At 72.5% G+C, this 19,240-nt stretch carries 13 protein-coding genes; 8 read left to right on the forward strand and 5 right to left on the reverse strand.

The genetic code is table 11. The features are described 5' to 3' along the window. Positions 1-248: 248 nt before the first annotated feature. Positions 249-1,760, forward strand: a complete 1,512-nt coding sequence (locus BLW82_RS04745; protein ID WP_093497617.1) for a glycoside hydrolase family 3 protein — start codon at positions 249-251, stop codon at positions 1,758-1,760. Positions 1,761-1,892: 132 nt separating this feature from the next. Beyond that, the gene (locus BLW82_RS04750) at positions 1,893-3,377 is read left to right on the forward strand and encodes a glycoside hydrolase family 76 protein (protein ID WP_093497618.1); all 1,485 of its coding nucleotides are present in this window, start codon (positions 1,893-1,895) and stop codon (positions 3,375-3,377) included. A 15-nt stretch (positions 3,378-3,392) separates the two neighbouring features. On the opposite strand, the gene BLW82_RS04755 is transcribed toward BLW82_RS04750, so the two are convergent. Continuing rightward, complete coding sequence (locus BLW82_RS04755; protein WP_093497619.1) at positions 3,393-3,821, reverse strand: secondary thiamine-phosphate synthase enzyme YjbQ; 429 nt, start codon at positions 3,819-3,821, stop codon at positions 3,393-3,395. Between the two features lie 85 nt (positions 3,822-3,906). Here BLW82_RS04755 and BLW82_RS04760 point away from each other — a divergent pair, with 85 nt between their 5' ends. Further along, entirely contained in the window at positions 3,907-4,992 is a 1,086-nt protein-coding gene (locus tag BLW82_RS04760) for an NAD(P)-binding domain-containing protein (RefSeq protein ID WP_093497620.1), read from the forward strand. A 12-nt stretch (positions 4,993-5,004) separates the two neighbouring features. On the opposite strand, the gene mltG is transcribed toward BLW82_RS04760, so the two are convergent. Together mltG and BLW82_RS04770 are read right to left on the reverse strand one after the other, a co-directional pair. Beyond that, a complete protein-coding gene (gene mltG, locus BLW82_RS04765) occupies positions 5,005-5,913 on the reverse strand; it encodes an endolytic transglycosylase MltG (protein ID WP_256215635.1) in 909 nt (302 codons plus the stop codon). 161 nt (positions 5,914-6,074) lie between these two features. After that, entirely contained in the window at positions 6,075-7,991 is a 1,917-nt protein-coding gene (locus tag BLW82_RS04770) for an ABC transporter ATP-binding protein (protein ID WP_256215636.1), read from the reverse strand. Between the two features lie 95 nt (positions 7,992-8,086). On the opposite strand from BLW82_RS04770, the gene BLW82_RS04775 reads away from it, so the two are divergent. Next, positions 8,087-8,539: a MarR family winged helix-turn-helix transcriptional regulator gene (locus BLW82_RS04775; RefSeq protein WP_093497621.1), complete on the forward strand. Its 453-nt coding sequence runs from the start codon at positions 8,087-8,089 to the stop codon at positions 8,537-8,539. A gap of 347 nt (positions 8,540-8,886) precedes the next feature. Here the strand turns inward: BLW82_RS04775 and BLW82_RS04780 are convergent, their stop codons facing one another. Beyond that, a complete protein-coding gene (locus BLW82_RS04780; protein ID WP_256215637.1) occupies positions 8,887-10,485 on the reverse strand; it encodes a peptide-N4-asparagine amidase in 1,599 nt (532 codons plus the stop codon). Between the two features lie 141 nt (positions 10,486-10,626). Between BLW82_RS04780 and BLW82_RS04785 the strand changes: the two genes are divergently transcribed. Then, a complete protein-coding gene (locus BLW82_RS04785) occupies positions 10,627-12,141 on the forward strand; it encodes a M1 family metallopeptidase (protein ID WP_256215638.1) in 1,515 nt (504 codons plus the stop codon). Between the two features lie 214 nt (positions 12,142-12,355). Continuing rightward, entirely contained in the window at positions 12,356-14,356 is a 2,001-nt protein-coding gene (locus tag BLW82_RS04790) for an N-acetylmuramoyl-L-alanine amidase (protein WP_177232837.1), read from the forward strand. Positions 14,357-14,493: 137 nt separating this feature from the next. Here BLW82_RS04790 and BLW82_RS04795 read toward each other — a convergent pair whose 3' ends face one another. After that, on the reverse strand, positions 14,494-15,297 hold the full coding sequence (locus tag BLW82_RS04795) for a L,D-transpeptidase family protein (RefSeq protein ID WP_256215639.1): 804 nt from the start codon (positions 15,295-15,297) through the stop codon (positions 14,494-14,496). Positions 15,298-15,493: 196 nt separating this feature from the next. On the opposite strand from BLW82_RS04795, the gene BLW82_RS04800 reads away from it, so the two are divergent. Together BLW82_RS04800 and BLW82_RS04805 are read left to right on the forward strand one after the other, a co-directional pair. Next, positions 15,494-17,446, forward strand: coding sequence for an ABC transporter transmembrane domain-containing protein (locus BLW82_RS04800; protein ID WP_093497624.1), 1,953 nt, complete (start codon positions 15,494-15,496; stop codon positions 17,444-17,446). Further along, complete coding sequence (locus tag BLW82_RS04805; RefSeq protein WP_093497625.1) at positions 17,443-19,224, forward strand: ABC transporter ATP-binding protein; 1,782 nt, start codon at positions 17,443-17,445, stop codon at positions 19,222-19,224. The genes BLW82_RS04800 and BLW82_RS04805 overlap by 4 nt, the downstream gene beginning before the upstream one ends. Positions 19,225-19,240 lie beyond the last annotated feature (16 nt).

The following is a 19,240-nucleotide window of genomic DNA, read 5'->3' on the forward strand; positions in this document are numbered from 1 at the left end:
CGGCCCGTCCGGGTCGCCAACTGCGCGGCGGGAGGGGCGGGGACCGTGCCTGCAGGGTCACTGCACCACGGGCCACACCAGCCCCTCTTCGAACTCGCGTGCCTCCAACTTGGACTAGACCAACTCATCCTGTCAAACACCCCAGTTGAGGGCGGGTTGCACCAACAGGGCGCCCCCCGGGCCCTCTTGACACGTGCCGTTAGCCTGACGGAGACGCATTGGTCTGTACCAACAGGAGGGCGCACGCTATGGTCTCCAGCAAGCACAGCCAGGAGTTGCGACGACTGGCGCGCTCCGTCCTGCAGCCGGGGTTCGTGGGCACCGAGGCCCCCGACTGGGTGCTGCGCGAGATCGGGGACGGGCTGGCATCGGTCGTGCTCTTCTCCCGCAACATCGTCACGCCCGAGCAGGTCGCCCGGCTGACCGGGCAACTACGCGCGGAAAACCCTGAGTTGATCATCGCGATCGACGAGGAGGCCGGTGACGTCACCCGGATCGAGTCGGCGACCGGCTCCACCCGGCCGGGCAACTTCGCGCTCGGAACCGTCGACGACACCGAACTCACCGAGGCCGTCGCCGCCGACCTGGGCCGTCAGCTGCGCACGGCCGGGGTGAGCCTCGACTACGCGCCGAGCGCGGACGTGAACTCCAACCCCGACAACCCGATCATCGGGGTCAGATCCTTCGGCGTCGACGCCAAGGTGGTCGCGCGGCACACCGGCGCCTGGATCCGCGGACTCCAGTCGGCCGGTGTCGCCGCCTGCGCCAAGCACTTCCCCGGCCACGGCGACGTGGCGGTCGACTCCCACCACGGCCTGCCCGTCTACGAGGCCGACCGGGAACGGATCGCCGAGCAGGCCCTGCCGCCGTTCCGGGCCGCCCTCGACGCCGGCGTCCGCGCGGTGATGAGCGGCCATCTGCTGGTCCCCGCCTACGACCCCGACCTGCCCGCCACGCTGAGCCGCCGCATCCTGGAGGAACTGCTGCGCCAGGAACTCGGGTTCGACGGCATCATCGTCACCGACGCCATCGAGATGGGCGCCGTGACCGGCCGGTACGGGATCGGCGGAGCCACGGTCCGGGCCGTCGCCGCCGGTGCCGACGCCGTCTGTGTCGGCGGCGAGAACGCCGACGAGGGCACCGCCCTCCAGCTCGTCAACGCGCTCGTGGAAGCCGTCCTCGCGGGCGGCCTGCCGGAGGAGCGGCTCGCCGAGGCGAGTCTTCGCGTCCGCGAGTTCGCGGCCTGGGCGGCGGGGCTGAACCCGGCCGGCGCCGCCCTCTGGGACGCCGAGGGCATCGGCTTCACGGCGGCCCGCCGTGCCATCCGGCTGACCGGAGCCGTCCGGCATGCCCTGCCCCTGGTCAACGCGCCGCACGTGGTGGAACTGGCGCCCACCACCAACCTGGCCATCGGCAAGGAGACCCCGTGGGGAGTGGCCGCGCCGCTGGGCGAGCGGCTGCCGGGGACGACCTCCGTCCGGGTGGGCCGCGAGGAGCTGCTGTCCCGCACCGGCACGCTGGAGACGCGGGCGCTCGCCCCCGCCGCGGGACGGCCCCTGGTCGTGGTGGTGCGCGACGCCGCCCGGCACACGTGGATGGCACAGGCCCTCACGGAGCTGGTCGCCGCCCGGCCCGACGCGATCGTCGTGGAGATGGGCCTGCCGGGCACCGTCGCCCCCTCGGCCGCCCAGATCTTCACGCACGGCGCCACGGCCGCCTCCGGGGTGGCCGCCGCCGAGGTGCTGGCGGGTGCCCTTTAGTGCAGACCTGAGTGCAGGTTGGTACGGACTCGAACGCAACATCCGTACCCGCGCGCGACGTTGACGCCTTCCCTTCTCTTTTCTACGTTCCGAGAGCGCTCTCACATCCGTCCCCGAAGCAGGGAGGTCCCCATGCCCTCCGTGCGCAGACCGGGCAGCCGCCGCCTTCGCCGACTGGCGGCGGCACTCGCTCCGGCACTGTTCACCGCCCTCGTCCCCCTCACGCCCCCGGCGGCCGCGGCCGACACGGGCGCGGCGGCGGCCGTATGCAACAAGTACTGCGACGCCCGGGACCCGGCGCTCGCCCCGGGCGACCGCACCCCGGTCACGGCGAGCATCTACGCACGGTCGATCGTCCTGCACTTCGACGACACCGACGCGATGGGCTGGGCCTCCGTCGACAACGGCAACCCGGGTGACGAGGTGTGGCTCGACCGCTCCTTCGACGGCGGCCGCACCTGGAGTTCGGGCAGCAAGCTCGGCGACACCACCGTGCCCAGCGGTCAGCGCGGCTGGCGCACACTCATGTACAACGTCGACGACTGGAACAACCTCGGCGTCGGCGCGCTGCGCGCCTGCGGAAAGGCCGGGGACCGCGCCGAGATCGCGTGCACCCCCTGGGCCCGCACCACCTGGAACGCGGGCGAGCCGCGCACCGCCGCGGCCACCGGCCTGATGGCCTTCTACGACTACCGAACCGGCCTGTTCGACACCACCGGCTGGTGGAACTCGGCCAACGCCCTGACCGCGGTCATCGACAACATCCGCGTGACGGGCATGGGCAGTTACCGGTACGCCGTCGCCCGCACCTACGACCTCAACATCAACGCGCAGGGCGGCCAGTTCCGCAACGACTACATCGACGACACCGGCTGGTGGGGCCTCGCCTGGGTCGCCGCCTACGACCTGACCGGCGACAGCCGGTACCTGGCCACGGCCCGCGCGGACGCCGACCACATGGCCGCCTACTGGGACTCCACCTGCGGCGGCGGAGTGTGGTGGAGCACGGCGCGGACCTACAAGAACGCGATCGCCAACTCCCTCTACATCCAGCTCAACGCGGCTCTCCACAACCGGGTCCAGGGCGACACGACGTACCTGGGGCGGGCCCGGGCCGGCTGGACCTGGTTCCAGGGCACCGGCATGGTCAATGGCGCGCACCTGGTCAACGACGGCATCGACCTGTCCACCTGCGGCAACAACGGGCAGGCCGTCTGGTCGTACAACCAGGGCGTGCTCCTCGGCGCACTCGCCGAGCTGTACCGGGCCACGGGCGACGGCCGGCTCCTCACCAGCGCACGGCAGATCGCCGACGCCGCCACCACGACCCCGCTGCTCCACACCTCCGACGGCATCCTGCGCGATCCGTGCGAGGGCGGCGACTGCGGAGCCGACGGCCCGTCCTTCAAGGGCGCCGACGTGCGCGGCCTCGGCAAGCTCAACTCGGTCCTGCCGGACCACCCCTACACCGCCTACCTCGAACGGCAGGCCGACCGCGCCCACGCGAGCGACCGCAACGCCCTCGACCAGTACGGCCTGCGCTGGTACGGGCCGCTCGACCAGGTGGACGCCGCCCGCCAGCAGAGTGCCGTCGATCTCCTGGACGCGGCGCCCTGACCGGCCCCGACCCGGTCAGGAGCCGCCGAGGAACGTAAGTCGCACCTTTCGCTGTGGATTGTCCCGGTTCGTGTCGACCAGGCATACCGACTGCCAGGTGCCCAGCGCCAGGCGGCCGTCGATGACCGGGAGGGTCGCGTGCGGGGGGACGATCGCCGGGAGGACGTGGTCGCGGCCGTGTCCGGGGCTGCCGTGCCGGTGCTGCCAGCGGTCGTCGGCGGGGAGCAGGGTGTGCAGGGTGGCCAGCAGGTCGTCGTCGCTGCCGGCGCCGGTCTCCAGGACCGCGACACCGGCCGTCGCGTGCGGGACGAAGATGTTCAGCAGTCCGTCGCGGCCGGCCGCGGCCTCACGGAGGAAGTCCTCGCAGTCCGCGGTCAGGTCGACGACCCGCTCCCGGCTGCCGGTGGCGACGTCGAGTTCTCGTGTGGTGAAGGCATCCGACATGCCTCCATCCTGTCCCATGCGCGACGGGGCCGGCGCAACGGCCGGGCCGGGAAGATCCGCGGCCGTCTCCGCTGTTGGCACAGGCGTGAACAACGCGCGTGCGGCCCAAGAGGTCGAGGTAGTCGTCATCGGCGCTGGTCAGGCCGGTCTGTCCAGCGCCTATCACCTGCGGCGCACCGGTTTCGAGCCGGACCGCGACTTCGTCGTGCTCGACCACTCCCCCGCGCCCGGCGGCGCCTGGCAGTTCCGGTGGCCGTCGCTGACCTACGGCAGGGTGCACGGGATGCACGCGCTCCCGGGCATGGAGCTGACCGGGGCGGACCCGGCACGGCCGTCCGCCGAGGTCATCGGGGAGTACTTCGCGGAGTACGAGCGCACCTTCGGCCTGCGGGTGCACCGGCCGGTCGACGTCCGTGCGGTGCGCGAGGGCACGGGCGGGCGGCTGCTCGTGGAGACCGACCAGGGCGACTGGTCGACGCGGGCGCTGATCAACGCCACCGGCACCTGGGACCGGCCGTTCTGGCCGCGCTATCCGGGCCAGGAGACCTTCCGGGGCCGGCAGTTGCACACCGCGCAGTACGCCGGGCCCGAGGAGTTCGCCGGGAAACGGGTCGTGGTCGTCGGCGGCGGCGCCTCCGGCACCCAGCACCTGCTGGAACTCGCCCCGTACGCGGCCGCCACGACCTGGGTCACCCGGCGCCCACCGGTCTTCCGCGAGGGCCCCTTCGACGAGGGCGCGGGCCGGGCGGCGGTGGCGCTGGTGGAGGAGCGGGTACGGCAGGGGCTGCCGCCGCGCAGCGTGGTCTCGGTCACCGGGCTTCCGCTCAACGACGCGATCCGGCAGGGCCTGAAGGACGGGGTCCTGGACCGGCAGCCGATGTTCGACCGCGTCACGCCCGACGGTGTGGCCTGGGACGACGGGCGGCACGTCGACGCGGACGTCATCCTCTGGGCCACCGGTTTCCGGGCGGCCCTGGATCATCTGACCCCGCTGCGGCTGCGCGAGCCGGGCGGCGGGATCAGGGTCGAGGGGACCCGCGCGGTCGCCGACCCGCGTGTCCACCTCGTCGGCTACGGCCCGTCCGCCAGCACCATCGGCGCCAACCGCGCGGGGCGCGAGGCCGTACGGGACATCAGGCGGCTGCTGGCCGGGGAGCCGGTCGCCGCGTGACGCGCCGGCCGCTCACCGCGGCGGCAGCGAGACCTGCGGCGACCGCTGGCTCCTGGCCTTCTGCGCGGCGTTGAAGTCGGCGACGTTGCGCTGGTGTTCGGCGAAGTCGGCGGTGAACCGCGTGTCCCCCGGTTTGACCGTGACGAAGTAGAGCCAGTTGCCCGGCGGCGGGTTCAGCGCGGCACGCATCGCGTCGGTGCCCGGGTTGTCGATCGGGGTGGGCGGCAGGCCCATGCGCTGGTAGGAGTTGTACGGGTTCTCGACGCGGGTGTCGTTCACCGTGGTGTTGAGGGTGCTGCGGTTGAGGGCGTAGTTGAGGGTGGAGTCCATCTGGAGGGGCATGCCCCGCTGCAGCCGGTTGAGGACGACGCGCGCCACCTTTCCCATGTCGGCCTTGTCGGCGGCCTCGGCCTGGACGATGCTGGCGATGGTCACCGCCTGGTAGACGTTCATCGCGTCGCGCTGCGCACCGGCCGCGACGGGGGCCCAGCCGAACCGCTGGTTGGCGGTGTCGACCATGAACCGCAGCACCGACTGCGGGGTCGCGTCCTTGTCCAGGGGATAGGTGGCCGGGAAGAGGTAGCCCTCCGGGTTGCCCCCGGCCTCGCCGGGGAGTTTCAGACCCGCGGATCCGACCGAGTTCCTGGTGCTTCCGGCCGGGAGGGCGAGCGCCTTGTCGACGGCGTCGTAGACCTGGGACGCGCGCCAGCCCTCCGGGATGACCAGGGTGGCGGGTCCGGCCGTGGCGCCGGCCAGGGACAGCAGCGGCACCGCCACGGCGGCACCGGCGACGACGGCGCCGGCCACGACGAGGGCGAGCCTGCCCCGACGGGTCAGCCGGACCGACTTGCCGCGCGTCGAGGCGCCACGGCCGGCGGACGCCCGCCGGCCCCGGGTCCGTGACGGAGTGTTCATCTGCATGCGGGCACGTTAGCCCGCAGAACGCCACAAACCCGGCATATCTTCAGCTTGTCGGCCGCGATTTGTCGGCTCAGGCGGGCCGACGGAGGTGGGCCGGCCGTCGTCAGGCAACCGACGGGGCGCGAGGGACAGCCATGGCCGGTCGGCGCCCTCCGTCGGCTTCAGCCGGTCGGCGGCGTCACGTGCCTGCGTCCCCGGTCGCCCCTCCTGCGGACCGACCGCAGGGCCGTCTCCCGCTGGGCCGGCTCACCGGTTCCGGGCCGCTCCGGTGCCGGCTGTTCCCCCGTCGTCTCCAGCCGGGCGTCCCGGCGCACCAGCGCCGCGTAGCGGCCGTCGAGTTCCAGCAGTTCCTCGTGCGTGCCGCGTTCGGCCACCCGTCCGGAGTCGAGGACGACGATCTGGTCGGCACCCTGGATCGTGGAGAGCCGGTGGGCGATGGTGATGGTCGTCCGGTTGGCCGACAGGGCGTCGATGGCGTCCTGGACCGCGTGTTCGGTGCGGGTGTCCAGGGCGCTGGTCGCCTCGTCGAGGATGAGGACCGGCGGGTCGCGCAGGATGGTGCGGGCGATGGCCAGCCGCTGCTTCTCGCCGCCCGAGAAGCGGTGCCCGCGTTCGCCGACGACGGTGTCGTAGCCGTCGGACAGCCCGGCGATGTGATCGTGTATCTGGGCCGCGCGGGCCGCCGCGTGCAGTTCCTCGTCGGTGGCGTCCGGCTTGGCGAAGCGCAGGTTGTCGGCGACCGAGGCGTGGAAGAGGTACGTCTCCTGGGAGACGACGCCGACCGCGCGGGCGAGGGTGTCGAAGTCGAGGTCGCGGACGTCGACGCCGTCCAGGGTGACGCGGCCGCCGGTGACGTCGTAGAGCCGGGGAACCAGGTAGCCCAGCGTGGACTTGCCGGCGCCGGTGGGGCCGACGACGGCGAGGCTGTTGCCGGCCGGGACGGTGATGTCGACGCCGTCGAGGACCGGGCCGCCCTTGTCGTCGTACCGGAACTCGACCTTCTCGAAGCGCACCTCGCCCTTCACCTGGTCCAGGTGGACCGGCTCGTCGCGCTCGGTGATGTCGATGGGCAGGTCGAGGTACTCGAAGATGCGCTGGAAGAGGGCGAGAGAGGTCTGGATCTGGACACCGGTCGCCAGCAGGCTCACGGCGGGGCGGAACAGGCCCTGCTGGAGGGAGACGAAGGCGACGATGGTGCCGAGCGAGATCTGCGGGCCGCCCAGCCGGAGGGCCATGCCGGCGGTCCAGTAGATGACGGCGGGCATCGCGGCCATCACGATGGTGATCACGGCCATCCGCCAGCGCCCTGCCATGTTCGACCTAACTTCCAGGTCGACCAGTTGCTCGGACTCGTCGGCGAAGGAGGCGGTCAGCGAGTCGGCGCGGCCCATGGTGCGGCCGAGCAGGATGCCGCTGACGGAGAGCGACTCGGTGACCGTCGCGGCCATCGCGGCCATCTGCTTCTGGCGCTCGGTGGTGATCTTCTTGCGCTCGTTGCCGACCCTGCGGCTGATCCACACGAAGAGCGGGAGCAGGACCATCGAGACGATGGTGAGCCGCCAGTCGAGGGCGATCATCGCGACGATGGTGGCGACGACGCTGGTCAGGTTGGAGACCAGGGAGGTGGCCGTCGAGGTGACGGTGGCCTGCATGCCGCCGATGTCGTTGGCGATGCGGGACTGCACCTCGCCGGTGCGGGTGCGGGTGAAGAAGGCGAGCGACATGCGCTGCAGCCGGCCGTAGACGGCGGTGCGCAGGTCGTGCATGACGCGCTGGCCGACGGTGGTGGATATCAGCGTCTGCAGGACGCCGAAGACGCTGTTGAGGACGGCGCTGAGGATCATGCCCAGCGCGAGCAGGCTGAGCAGTCCGGTGCGGCCCTGCGGGATCGCGGTGTCGAGGGTCGCCTTCAGCAGGAAGGGGGTGGCGACCGAGACCAGCGACGCGGCGCCGACCAGCAGGCCGACGACCGCGAGCCGGCCGCGGTAGGGGCGGAAGAGCCTGAGGATGCGGCGCACCTGGCGGGGTTGACCGGCCGAGGTGCCGTCAGGGGTCCAGTTGATCTCGTCTCGGGGCATGGCTCCTACGGATGGGTGTGGTGTCTACGGACTCACGGAGCATAGCTCACTGTTACCTAAGCTCACAATGAACATGGTCCTGTTATTATTCCCGCATGAGCACCCCCGACCCCGACGGCCCGCTCGCCGAGCAGTTGCTGCGCCTCACCCGCCGGGTGTGGCGGATCCAGAAGCGCCATCTGGCGGCGCGCGATCTGGGCGTCACCCCCGCCCAGTCTCGGCTGCTGCGCACCCTCGCGCACTACGAGGCGCCCCCACGCATGGCCGACCTCGCCGAGCGCCTGGAAGTGGTCCCGCGCGCGGTGACGACGCTGGTCGACGGCCTGGAGGCGAGCGGAAAGGTGTGCCGGGTGCCGGATCCGACGAACCGCCGGGTGACCCGGATCGAGATCACGGACGAGGGGCACGAGACCCTGCGCGAGCTGCGGGCGGCGCGACGCTCGGCGGCCGCGGAGATCCTGGCCCCGCTTTCCCCGGAACAGCGGGAGCTGCTGGCCGGGCTCCTGGACACGCTGGTCGACGGTCCGGTGGCGGCGAAGCACTGCTGATCGCGGGGCGGGATGATCGTCTTGCTGAGCCGGGTGAAACGTCGCCGAGCGGCTGGAGGTTCACAGGCGAACCCGGGCCACAGCCGCCCGACGACGATGCCGAGCACAGAAAGGTCCGCGGTACGCGTGCGACGCGACGCGGCGCGGACGAGGCGGACAGCGGCAGGGGCACTCCTCGTGGGGGGAGCGACTCGCCGAAGCCGGGCGGGACTTCTGCGATGTGGAAGGCGAGTTCCGTGGCGATCACTCTGGAGTCGTTCCTGATCGCGTTCGAGAGCGCGGTGCCACAGCCGTGCAGACAACGTGCCGGGTGACCCGCCGCACCCGACACGCTCGACGGCTGCCGCTCAGCAGCGGCTCCGGTCGACCGTCAGCACCCCCTGTTCGGTGGCCAGCGAGCGGTCGTAGCAGCCGTCCGGGCCGTACAGCCGGTAGCGCTCGCTCGACGTGCCGACCGCGTGCCGCTGGTCACGCGGCACGTTCAGGGTGAAGGTCGCGTCCCCGCTGTAGGTGTCGTCGAACCGTGACCAGCCGCCGTCGGACCGCCGGACCGCCGCCCGGTCGCCGAGGGTGAGTTCGGTGCGCAGCCGGTCGTCGGAGCCGATGGTGGTGGCGCCGTCCATGGTGTACGTGCGGTGGGTGCGGGTCGTCCGGGGTGCACCGCCCGCCCGGACCGTGACGCTCTGGTCGTCCGTCCAGGTGGCGTCGAGGGCGTCCGTCGTCTCACCGTCGTTCCAGCGGTGCACGGAGCTGTTGACCAGCGTGCGGCTGACGGTGGTGGTCACCCGGCCGTGCGAGGTGTCGACGTATCCGGAGACGGTGAGCCGGTGCCCGGCGTCGGTGTCGACCCGGTACTCCCCCGAACCCGGGGTGTACACGGAGGAGTTGACGGGATCGGTGGCCGTGGCCCCGGTGAGTGCGCCGGCGACCCGGGCCCGGTGCGCGTCCTGCCAGACCAGCACGTTCACGGGGGCGCTCCAGCCCTCCTGCCCCGCGGGCACGCCGGCGACGGAGACCTCGACCCGGTGCGGGCGGCCGTCGTCGAGGATCCCCGCGAACGGCGTCAGGTCGTACTCGATCGGCTTCACGTCGAAGGCGCGCGGGCCCGGCACGACGTACCAGAGGAACGGGTTGGACCAGCCGCCCGTCCACACGTTCGGGAACGGCGCGGCGATGCCTGCCGTCCGGCCGTCGACCCTGATCTGCACCTCCCGGTAGGGACCCTTGTCCGCCTTGCAGGAGTACGGCGCCGGGTCGGCCACTGTCAGGTACCAGAACTCCTCGCAGCCGCCGCCGGACCCGGTGGCGTACACCTCGGCAACGACGCGTTCACTGTTGCGCGGGGTGGTGAGGGTGGTGCCGTCACCGGCCAGGGTGAGCACCTTGTCGGGCACCGGGGCCTCGGGGCGCCCCGCGTAGAAGGTGAGCGTGGCCCTGACGTCGATGACGCCGGTGTAGGTGTCGTCGACGACGTTGCCGATGAGCATCTCGACGTCCTGCGCGGAGCGGAAGGTGTCGCTGTAGCGGGTGACGTCCTTCTCCACGTGCCACTCGACGCCGTCCGGCGAGGGCTCCGGGGTGGAGGTGCGCAGCACCTCGACCCCGCCGACGTGCAGGTAGCCCAGGCGGTCGTACTGACGGCCCTTCACCTTGCCGTCCAGCCGCAGCACGACCTTGCTCCAGCGGTCGCCGCAGTCGCGCGGGGGCGTGTACGTTCCCCGGTACGGCGTGAAGTCACGGAACTGGGCCTCGGCCAGAATGACTTGGCAGGACCTGGCACCCTTGGGCACGGAGACCGGCGGGGCCGCGGTCACCGGGTCGTGCCAGTCGGTGCCGAACTCGGCCGGCACGTCGGCGGCACGGGCGGCGGGCGCCCCCGTACCGAGGAGCGTGCTCGCCAGGAGGGCCGCTCCGGCGAGCATGGACATGACGATCCGTCTTCTCATGGCCGGTGTTCTACGGGGAGTTGGCCGCCCGCCGCAACGGCGAGAGGGGGGACGGCGGGGCGTTCGGCCACCAGGCCCGGACGGGCGCCCACGATGAGCGCAAATGGTGCTATAAGCGGATAACGCTGCCACAGTGCTGCCATGAAGATCACGACCGCTCGCGCCCTGCGCACCGCCCTCGCCCTCACCGGCGCCGTCGCGCTCACCGGCACCGGCTGTTCGGGCGGTGTCCCGCACCGGGGCCACGGATCCGCCGCCCCCGGCGCCTCCGCGGCCTCGTCCGGCGGCGCCCCCGCCCCCGGCGCACCCGGCATCGGCGACCCGCTCATGCCGTTGGACGGCAACGGCGGCTACACGGTCCGCCGTTACACGCTCGACCTCGACTGGCGGGCCCCCGAGACGCCGTTCCCGGCCGGTACCACCATCAGCGCCACCGCCACCCAGGCCCTGTCCCGCTTCGACCTGGACTTCGCGGGCAACACGCTGCACCGGGTCACCGTCGACGGCGCGCCGGCCGGCGCCGTGCGCGACGGCGACGAACTCGTCGTCACACCCGCGCGGCCGATCCCGCGCGGCAGGACGTTCACCGTCCACGTCGCCTACACGGCCGACCCGACCCAGCGACGGCAGCGGAGCGACGCGATCCGCACGTACGGCTGGGTGCCCACCCCCGACGGCACGCTGATCTGTGCTCAGCCGGACGGCGCCAAGATGGTCTTCCCGGCCGACGACCACCCCAGCCTGCGGGCCCCCATGACGTTCCGGATCACCACCCCGCAGGATCTCAGCGCGGTGGCCAACGGCCGGCTCGTCGAACGCGTCCGGCAGCCCGGCGGGCGAGTGCAGTGGACGTACGACTCCGAGGAGCCCATCGCGGCCCAGCTGGTCCAGCTGGCGATCGGGAAGTTCACGTTCGTCGCCGGCCGGGGGCAGGGCGGGCCGGCCGTGCGGGACGTGGTGCCGGACGACCTGGTCACGGACACCGAGGCCGAACGCTCGCTCACTCCGCAGCACCTCGCCTGGCTGGAACAGCACCTCGGCCCGTTCCCGTTCAGCCGCTACGGCATCCTCGTCGGCGACACCGACCTGCCGGTGGCGCTGGAGACGCAGTCGTTGTCCCTCGTACCGAAGGGCGACCTCCTCGGCGACCGGGTCGACGCCGAACGCAATCTCGTGCACGAGCTGACACACCATTGGACGGGCGACAGCGTCGCCGTCAGACGCTGGTCCGACCTGTGGCTGAGCGAGGGTCATGCCCGTTTCTACGAACGGCTGTACTCCGCCGAGCACGGCGGCGTCAGCATGGAGGACGCCATGCGGGCGGCGTACGAGCAGCACGACCAGTGGCGCCACGACGACGGCGCCCCGGCGGAGCCCACGGCGCCGACGCTGTTCAAGGTGATGCGCTACGACGGCTCGGCGCTGGTGCTGTATGCCCTGCGGGAGAAGGTCGGTGACGCGACGTTCGACCGCATCGAACGCACCTGGGTGACCCGGTACCGAGGGCGCGCGGCCGGTACGAAGGACTTCGTCGCGCTCGCCTCCCGGGTCGCGGGCGAGGATCTGACGCCGTTTCTGACGCCTTGGCTGTACGGGTCCCACACGCCGCCGATGCCGGGGCATCCCGACTGGCAGGTGGACCCCGTCGAGGACTGAGCCGCGCGCCACGCGGCCGGCCCGCGGCCGCCGGGCCGTTGCCCGCCGACCGGGTGGCCTCTGCCGGAGCGCTGGGCCACCCGGTCGACGCTCGGCGCGCCGTGTCGCGCCGGGCACGGAAACGTACGAGGGGTGACGTGAAGGGCAACTCCCTCGCCCTGGTTGCGACGAGCGTGCTTGGAGACCCTCAGCAAGCGGTTGGAGACCCTCTGGTATGAGAAGAACTGTCGCTGAACGTGTGCCCAGTGCCCTCCGGACGTGCACCCTGACGGCCTGCCTGATCGCGACGGCCGCGCTGCTGCCACCGCTGCTGATCCTCCCGGCGTCCGGTACCGACGACTCGGAGGACCAGCGCCTGCAGAACGCCTTCACGAACGCCGCTCGCGAGTTCCACGTACCGCGCAGTGTGCTCATGGGCGTGTCCTACATGCAGTCACGCTGGGACACCCACCCGGGTGCCCCGAGCATCGCGGGGGGCTACGGCCCGATGCATCTGGTGGACAGCACCCTTGCCCGCACCCCGGACCGGTCACCCGCACCGGGCCCGCCGGTGCCGGACGGCGGCCAGCCCGACCCGCTCACCGGAACGGCGTTCGCCGCGGGCGGCCACGCCGTGCGGCCCGCCGACCTGGAACGCGCCGCACGCCTGATCAAGGTCCCCGCCAAACAGCTGCGGACGGACGCCGTCGCCAACGTACGCGGCGGGGCGGCGCTGCTGGCCGCCACCCAACGGCACCTCGGCAAGCCGCTCAGCACCGACCCGGAGGACTGGTGGCAGGCGGTGGAACGTTTCCCCGGTACCCGTGACATCACGTCGGCAACGACGTACGCCAACGACGTCTTCGGCCTGATCCGCCGGGGCGCCCACCGGACCACCGCCGAAGGTCAGGAGGTCGACCTGCCCGCCACCCCCGGCATCAGCCCGCACCCCGGCCCGCAGGCCCCCAAACGGCCGAAGGAGGTCGAGTGCCCGACCGACCTGGCCTGCGACTGGCTCGCCGCGCCCTACGAGAAGATCGACGAGGACGGCGACTACGGCAACCACGACCTCGCCGACCGGCCCCGGGACCAGCGGATCGAGTACATCGTCATCCACGACACCGAGTCGACGCTGCCGAACATGTTCAAGACCGTTCAGGACCCGACCGAGGCGTCCTGGCACTACTCGATCCGCTCCAGCGACGGCCACATCACCCAGCACGTCAGGACCAAGGACGAGGCCTGGCACTCCGGCAGCCAGTTCGTGAACGCCCGCTCGATCGGCATCGAGCACGAGGGTTTCCTCGCCCACCCCGGGACCTGGTACACGGAGCAGATGTACCGTTCCTCAGCCCGGCTGGTGCGCTACCTGGCCAAGAAGTACGACGTCCCGATGGACCGGCAGCACATCTTCGGCCATGACAACGTGCCGTCCCCGACCGGCGACAGCATCCCCGACATGCACGAGGACCCGGGGCCGTTCTGGGACTGGCGGCACTACTTCGACCTCCTCGGCGCACCGCTGAAGGCCACGGCCGGACCGGACAGCCCCATGGTGATGATCCTGCCGGACTACGCCACCCACAAACCGCGGTACACGGGGTGCGAGGGCGACGGGTCGCGGTGCCTGCCGCACGGCTCCAGCGCGGTGCGCCTGTACACCCGGCCGGACGAGAAGGCTCCGCTGATCCAGGACCCGGGCCGCAGGCCGGACGGCGACCCGTCCACGGAGGACGTGAGCGACCTGGGGTCGCGGGCCTCCACCGGCCAGACCTTCGCCGTGGCCGACCGCAGGGGCGAGTGGACGGCGATCTGGTACCAGGGCAACAAGGCGTGGTTCAAGAACCCCGCGGTGCACCCGACGGCCGTCGGTGCGAGCGGCCGCATGGTGACACCGAAGGAGGGCCTGGACGAGATCCCGGTGTTCGGGCGGGCCCTGCCGGAGGAGGATGCCTACCCGGAGGGGATGGAGGAGGAGGACGAGGCTCCGCTGCCGTACACCCTGCGGGCGGGCCAGCGGTACGTGACACAGTCCGAGCTGGGCGGCTCCTACGTCGAACGGTCGACCATCTCCGCCACCCCCCAGCCCGTGGTGGTGGGTCAGGATCGGTACTACGAGATCCAGTTCGGTCACCGGCTCGCCTACGTCAGGGCGGACGACGTGGACGTGCTGGACACGCACGCCGACGGTACGACGGGCGCGGCCGGGAGCGAGGCCGTCCCGGACGGCCAATGACCACCGGCCATCCCGGACGGCCGCGACCACCGGCCATTCCGGACGGCCGCGACCACCGGCCATTCCGGACGGCCGCGACCACCGGCCATTTCGGACGGCCGTGACCACTGCCGGACCATGGATGTCACCGGACCGGCTCAGGACAGCAGGGCCGGCCTGTCTCCCATCACCACGACGGGGTCGCGGGCCGGGTCGAGGGTGCGCAGCAGGTACGCCATGGCCTCCCTGGGCAGGCCGATGCAGGCCGAGGTGCCGCTGCCGTGATCGAGGTGCAGCCAGATGGCGCCGCCCCGGGCGGCGCCCAGGGGACGCGTGGTGTCGTGCGGCGGTGTGCCCCGCAGGCGGTTGTAGTCGATGGCGATGACGTAGTCGAAGTCGTGCCGGTAGGCCGGCCTCCAGTAGGGCGGGGGTGTGTAGAGGTCCCGGCCCTGGGCGTAGGAGAGCCGGGTGCCCGGGTTCGGGAGCACACCGCCGGCGTCGGTCACGGTGAACACGCCGACCGGGCTGCGTCCGTCACCCGCGTGGTGGTCGGAGGTCCAGCCCGACCGTCCGTTGTGGGCCGGCCAGCTGCCCACCGGTCGCCAGCCGCGGTCCTCCCGGGTGTACAGCACGACCGTGGAGTCGGCCGAGTCCACCCCCTCGCCGTACACGGCGACGACCTGTCTGCTGTCCGCGGGGATCTCCGCCTGCAGCAGCCCGCCGACTCCCGGCAGCCGGCCCGGATCCCCGACGGGCAGGGACCGGTCCGGCTGCTGCCAGCCCGGGCCCGCCGCGGCGGGCCGCGGGGCCGGCGGAACTCTCGGGGCCCTGGTGTGCGGCCCCGGCAGGCCGTTCTTCGCGCCACCGCCCGGTGACGCCTCGCAGGCGCTCAGGGTCACCAGGACGGCCCCGATCACCACCGCCGCCGCAACGGTCGTCCGCCGGACACTCTTGATCTGCACCCGGTCATCCTGGCACCACATATGGGTCATTTGACTGAATTTCACGTCATTCAGCGCGTTCGGGGAGGCAAGCCCTGGCGTGAAGGCGGCGGATTTCCACGGTCGGCACGGAAAACCGTTTGATTTCGACGACGCTCCGACGCGAACCTTTCACGGCTCGTCGCCACCTCCCCCCGACCCGAACCGCTGGGACGCCATGCAGATTCAAGATCTTCCGTATTCCGATCCAGGCGTGCCGGACGCGCGTTCGGGCCCCCGGTTCCTGTGGTGGCTGGGACGGAATCAGCTGGGCGGTCAGCTCAAGGCACTGGCCTGGGGTCTGCTGCACTTCGTGTCCGTCTCCGCGCTCCCGTTCTGCGTCGGCCTCGCCGTCCAGGCCGTCGTCGACCGCTCCGGCACCCGGCTGGCCCTGACGGGTGGTCTGCTGGTGCTGTGCGGCACGGCGATCGCGGTCGGTGACACCTTCCTGCACCGGTCCGCCGTCACCAACTGGATCACCGCGGCCGCCCGGGTCCAGCAACTGCTCGCCCGCAAGGCCGCCCTGCTGGGCTCCGCGCTGACCCGCCGGGTGGCGGCCGGTGAGGTGGTGGCCGTCTCCACCGGCGACGTGGAGAAGATCGGCTGGTTCGTGGAGGCGGTCTCCCGCTTCACCGCCGCCGCGCTGACGGTCGTCGTGGTCGGCGTCGCCCTGGTCTTCTACCAGCCGGCCCTCGGCTGGGTCGTCGCCGCCGGGCTGCCCCTGGTCGCGCTGTCCGTGCTGCCGCTGCTGCCGCGGGCCACCCGGCGGGCCGATTTCCAGCGCACCAAGGCCGGCCGGGCCACCGAACTGGCCTCGGACACCGTCGCGGGACTGCGCGTGCTGCGCGGCATCGGCGGCGAGGACCTCTTCCTCGACCGCTACCGCCGCGCCTCCCAGGAGGTACGGCACGCCGCCGTGCGCAGCGCCCGGATGTGGTCGCTGATCTCGGCGATCCAGGTGCTGCTGCCCGGGCTGATGCTGATCGCGGTCGTCTGGCACGGCGTCCACCTGGCCCGGCAGGGCCGCGTCACCGTCGGCGAACTGGTCACCGTCTACAGCGCGGTCATGATCCTCAACTACCCTTTGCAGCACTTCACGGAGATCGCCATGGCCTACTCGTTCTCCCGCCCGTCGGCGAAACGGGCGGCCCGGGTGCTCTCCCTGGAACGGGCCACGGACACCGGCGGTTCACGGGCGGACGCCGTGCCGGAGGGCGACCTGTACGACCCGGCCACCGGCCTGCTCGCCCCCGCGGGCCGGCTGACCGCCGTGGTCTGCGGCGACCCCGACGCGGCCGGACTCCTCGCCGAACGGCTCGGCGGCCACCCCGCCGACGCCGGCACCTCGGTGCTGCTCGGCGGCGTACCGCTCGACGAACTGCCCCTGGAGGCCGCCCGTACCGCGGTGCTCGTCCAGGACAAGGACCCGGTGCTGCTCTCCGGTTCGCTGCGGGAGCTGCTCGACGTACCGGCCTCCGGGGCCGTGCGGGCCGAGGACGCGCTGGCCGCCGCCCAGTGCGGTGACGTCCTGGAAGCCCTGGTCCAGAGCTCGCTGGACGTCGCCGACCCGATGGACGCGCGGATCACCGAGCGGGGCCGGTCCCTGTCCGGCGGGCAGCGCCAGCGGCTCGCGCTGGCCCGGTCGCTGATCACCGACCCCGGCGTGCTGGTCCTCGACGAACCGACCTCCGCCGTCGACTCGCACACCGAGGCGCGGATCGCGGAGGGCGTCCGCGCGCTGCGGTCCGGCCGTACGACCGTGGTGTTCACGTCCTCGCCGCTGCTCCTCGACCGGGCCGACCGGGTGGTCCTCGTCCACGAGGGCGAGGTCGCGGCGGTCGGCCTGCACCGCGAACTGGTGCGCACCGAGCGGCGGTACCGGGCGGTGGTGACACGTGAGACGGACGAGGAGGCGGCGCTGCGGGGCGCGGCGCCCGAAGAGAACGACTCCCCCCTGCGCGCGAGGACCGGCGAGACCGATGCCGCACTGCGGGGCGGGACCGGCGAGACCGAAACCGTGCTGCGTGGCGGGGCGGACGAGAACGAAGCCGCGCTGCGCGGCAGGGCGGACGAGACCGAAGCCGCGCTGCGGGGCCGCAGGGCGCTGGAAGAGATCGAGGAGAGCGCATGATCGGCGTCGCACCGCCGGCGTACGACCCGGCGGCCCCGACGACGGCCACCACCCTGCCGGTCGGCGCCACCGCGACCGTGCGGGCCTACGTGGCCGAACTGTTCCGCCGGCACCGCCGTGCCTTCATCGTCCTCGTCGCGGTCAACACGGTGGCCGTGGTCGCCTCCATGGCCGGCCCCTACCTGCTGGGCGGGCTCGTCGAGCGGGTGTCCGACGGCGCCCGCGAACTCCATCTGGGCCTGACCATCGGCCTGTTCGTGCTCGCGCTCGCCATCCAGTCCGTCTTCGTGCGGGAGGTGCGGTTGCGGGGTGCCGTGCTCGGCGAGCGGATGCTGGCCGATCTGCGCGAGGACTTCCTGGTCCGGTCGGTCGGACTGCCGCCGGGCGTCCTGGAGCGGGCGGGCACGGGCGACCTGCTGTCCCGGATCACCACGGACATCGACCGGCTCGCCAACGCGATGCGGGAGGCGGTGCCGCAGCTGTCGATCGGCGTGGTGTGGGTCGTGCTGCTGATCGGCGGGCTCGTGGTCACGGCTCCGCCGCTGGCCGCCACCGTGCTGCTCGCCCTGCCGCTCCTCGTGGTCGTGTGCCGCTGGTACTTCCGGCGGGCGCCCTCGGGCTACCGCTCCGAGGCCGCCGGGTACGCGTCCGTGGCCGCCGCCCTCGCGGAGTCCGTGGATGCCGGGCACACCATCGAGGCGCACCGGCTCGCCGCCCGCCGGATCGCCCTGTCCGAACGCCGGGTCAAGGAGTGGACGGCGTGGGAGCGCTACACCCTGTGGCTGCGGTCGGTGCTGTTCCCGGCCGTCAACGCCACCCACACCACGGTCCTCGGCTCGGTGCTGATGATCGGCGGCGTCTTCGTCCTCAAGGGCTGGATCGACGTCGGCCAGCTGACGACGGGCGCGCTCATCGCCCAGATGCTCGTCGAGCCGGTGAACCTGATCCTGCGCTGGTACGACGAGGTCCAGGTCGCGCAGGTGTCGTTGGCCCGGCTGGTCGGCGTCCGGGACATCGAGCCGGACGCCGGGGACGCCACGCTGGCCCCGGCCGGCCGCGAGGTGCACGCGGACGACGTCCGCTTCGGCTACCTGCAGGGCGTCGACGTGCTGCGGAAGGTCTCCCTGGAGGTGGCGCCCGGCACCCGGCTGGCCCTGGTCGGCCCCTCGGGCGCGGGCAAGTCCACCCTCGGCCGGCTGCTCGCCGGGATCTACGCGCCGCGAGGCGGCCGGATCACCCTGGGCGGCGCGGAGCTGTCCCGGATGACCGCCGAGCGGGTCCGTGCCCATGTCGCCCTCGTGAACCAGGAGCACCACGTCTTCGTGGGCTCCCTGCGCGACAACCTGCTGCTGGCCCGGACCGGCGCGGCGGACGCCGAGCTGTGGGCGGCGCTCGGGGCGGTCGACGCGGACGGCTGGGCGCGGGCCCTGGAGGAGGGCCTGGACACCGAGGTCGGCTCCGGCGGGCTCGGCCTGACCCCGGCGCAGGCGCAGCAGATCGCGCTGGCCCGGCTGGTGCTGGCCGACCCACACACGCTGGTCCTGGACGAGGCGACCTCGCTCCTGGACCCGCGCGCGGCCCGGCACCTGGAGCGGTCGCTGGCCCGGGTCCTGGACGGCCGCACGGTGGTCGCCATCGCGCACCGCCTGCACACCGCCCATGACGCGGACGTCATCGCCGTGGTCGAGAACGGCCGGATCAGCGAACTCGGCAGCCACGACGCGCTGGTGGCGGCCGACGGCGCCTACGCCGCGCTGTGGCGGTCCTGGCACGGGTGACGGGTCTGCGGGGCGC

This window comes from Streptomyces sp. Ag109_O5-10, assembly GCF_900105755.1.
Taxonomy (GTDB): Bacteria; Actinomycetota; Actinomycetes; order Streptomycetales; family Streptomycetaceae; genus Streptomyces.

What these genes read in the sequence shown, in the direction of transcription:
- BLW82_RS04745 (WP_093497617.1), top strand. Translation starts at nt 249, where the DNA reads ATGGTCTCCAGCAAGCACAGCCAGGAGTTGCGACGACTGGCGCGCTCC.
- BLW82_RS04750 (WP_093497618.1), top strand. Translation starts at nt 1,893, where the DNA reads ATGCCCTCCGTGCGCAGACCGGGCAGCCGCCGCCTTCGCCGACTGGCG.
- BLW82_RS04755 (WP_093497619.1), bottom strand. Translation starts at nt 3,821, where the DNA reads ATGTCGGATGCCTTCACCACACGAGAACTCGACGTCGCCACCGGCAGC.
- mltG (WP_256215635.1), bottom strand. Translation starts at nt 5,913, where the DNA reads ATGCAGATGAACACTCCGTCACGGACCCGGGGCCGGCGGGCGTCCGCC.
- BLW82_RS04770 (WP_256215636.1), bottom strand. Translation starts at nt 7,991, where the DNA reads ATGCCCCGAGACGAGATCAACTGGACCCCTGACGGCACCTCGGCCGGT.
- BLW82_RS04775 (WP_093497621.1), top strand. Translation starts at nt 8,087, where the DNA reads ATGAGCACCCCCGACCCCGACGGCCCGCTCGCCGAGCAGTTGCTGCGC.
- BLW82_RS04780 (WP_256215637.1), bottom strand. Translation starts at nt 10,485, where the DNA reads ATGAGAAGACGGATCGTCATGTCCATGCTCGCCGGAGCGGCCCTCCTG.
- BLW82_RS04785 (WP_256215638.1), top strand. Translation starts at nt 10,627, where the DNA reads ATGAAGATCACGACCGCTCGCGCCCTGCGCACCGCCCTCGCCCTCACC.
- BLW82_RS04790 (WP_177232837.1), top strand. Translation starts at nt 12,356, where the DNA reads ATGAGAAGAACTGTCGCTGAACGTGTGCCCAGTGCCCTCCGGACGTGC.
- BLW82_RS04800 (WP_093497624.1), top strand. Translation starts at nt 15,494, where the DNA reads ATGCAGATTCAAGATCTTCCGTATTCCGATCCAGGCGTGCCGGACGCG.
- BLW82_RS04805 (WP_093497625.1), top strand. Translation starts at nt 17,443, where the DNA reads ATGATCGGCGTCGCACCGCCGGCGTACGACCCGGCGGCCCCGACGACG.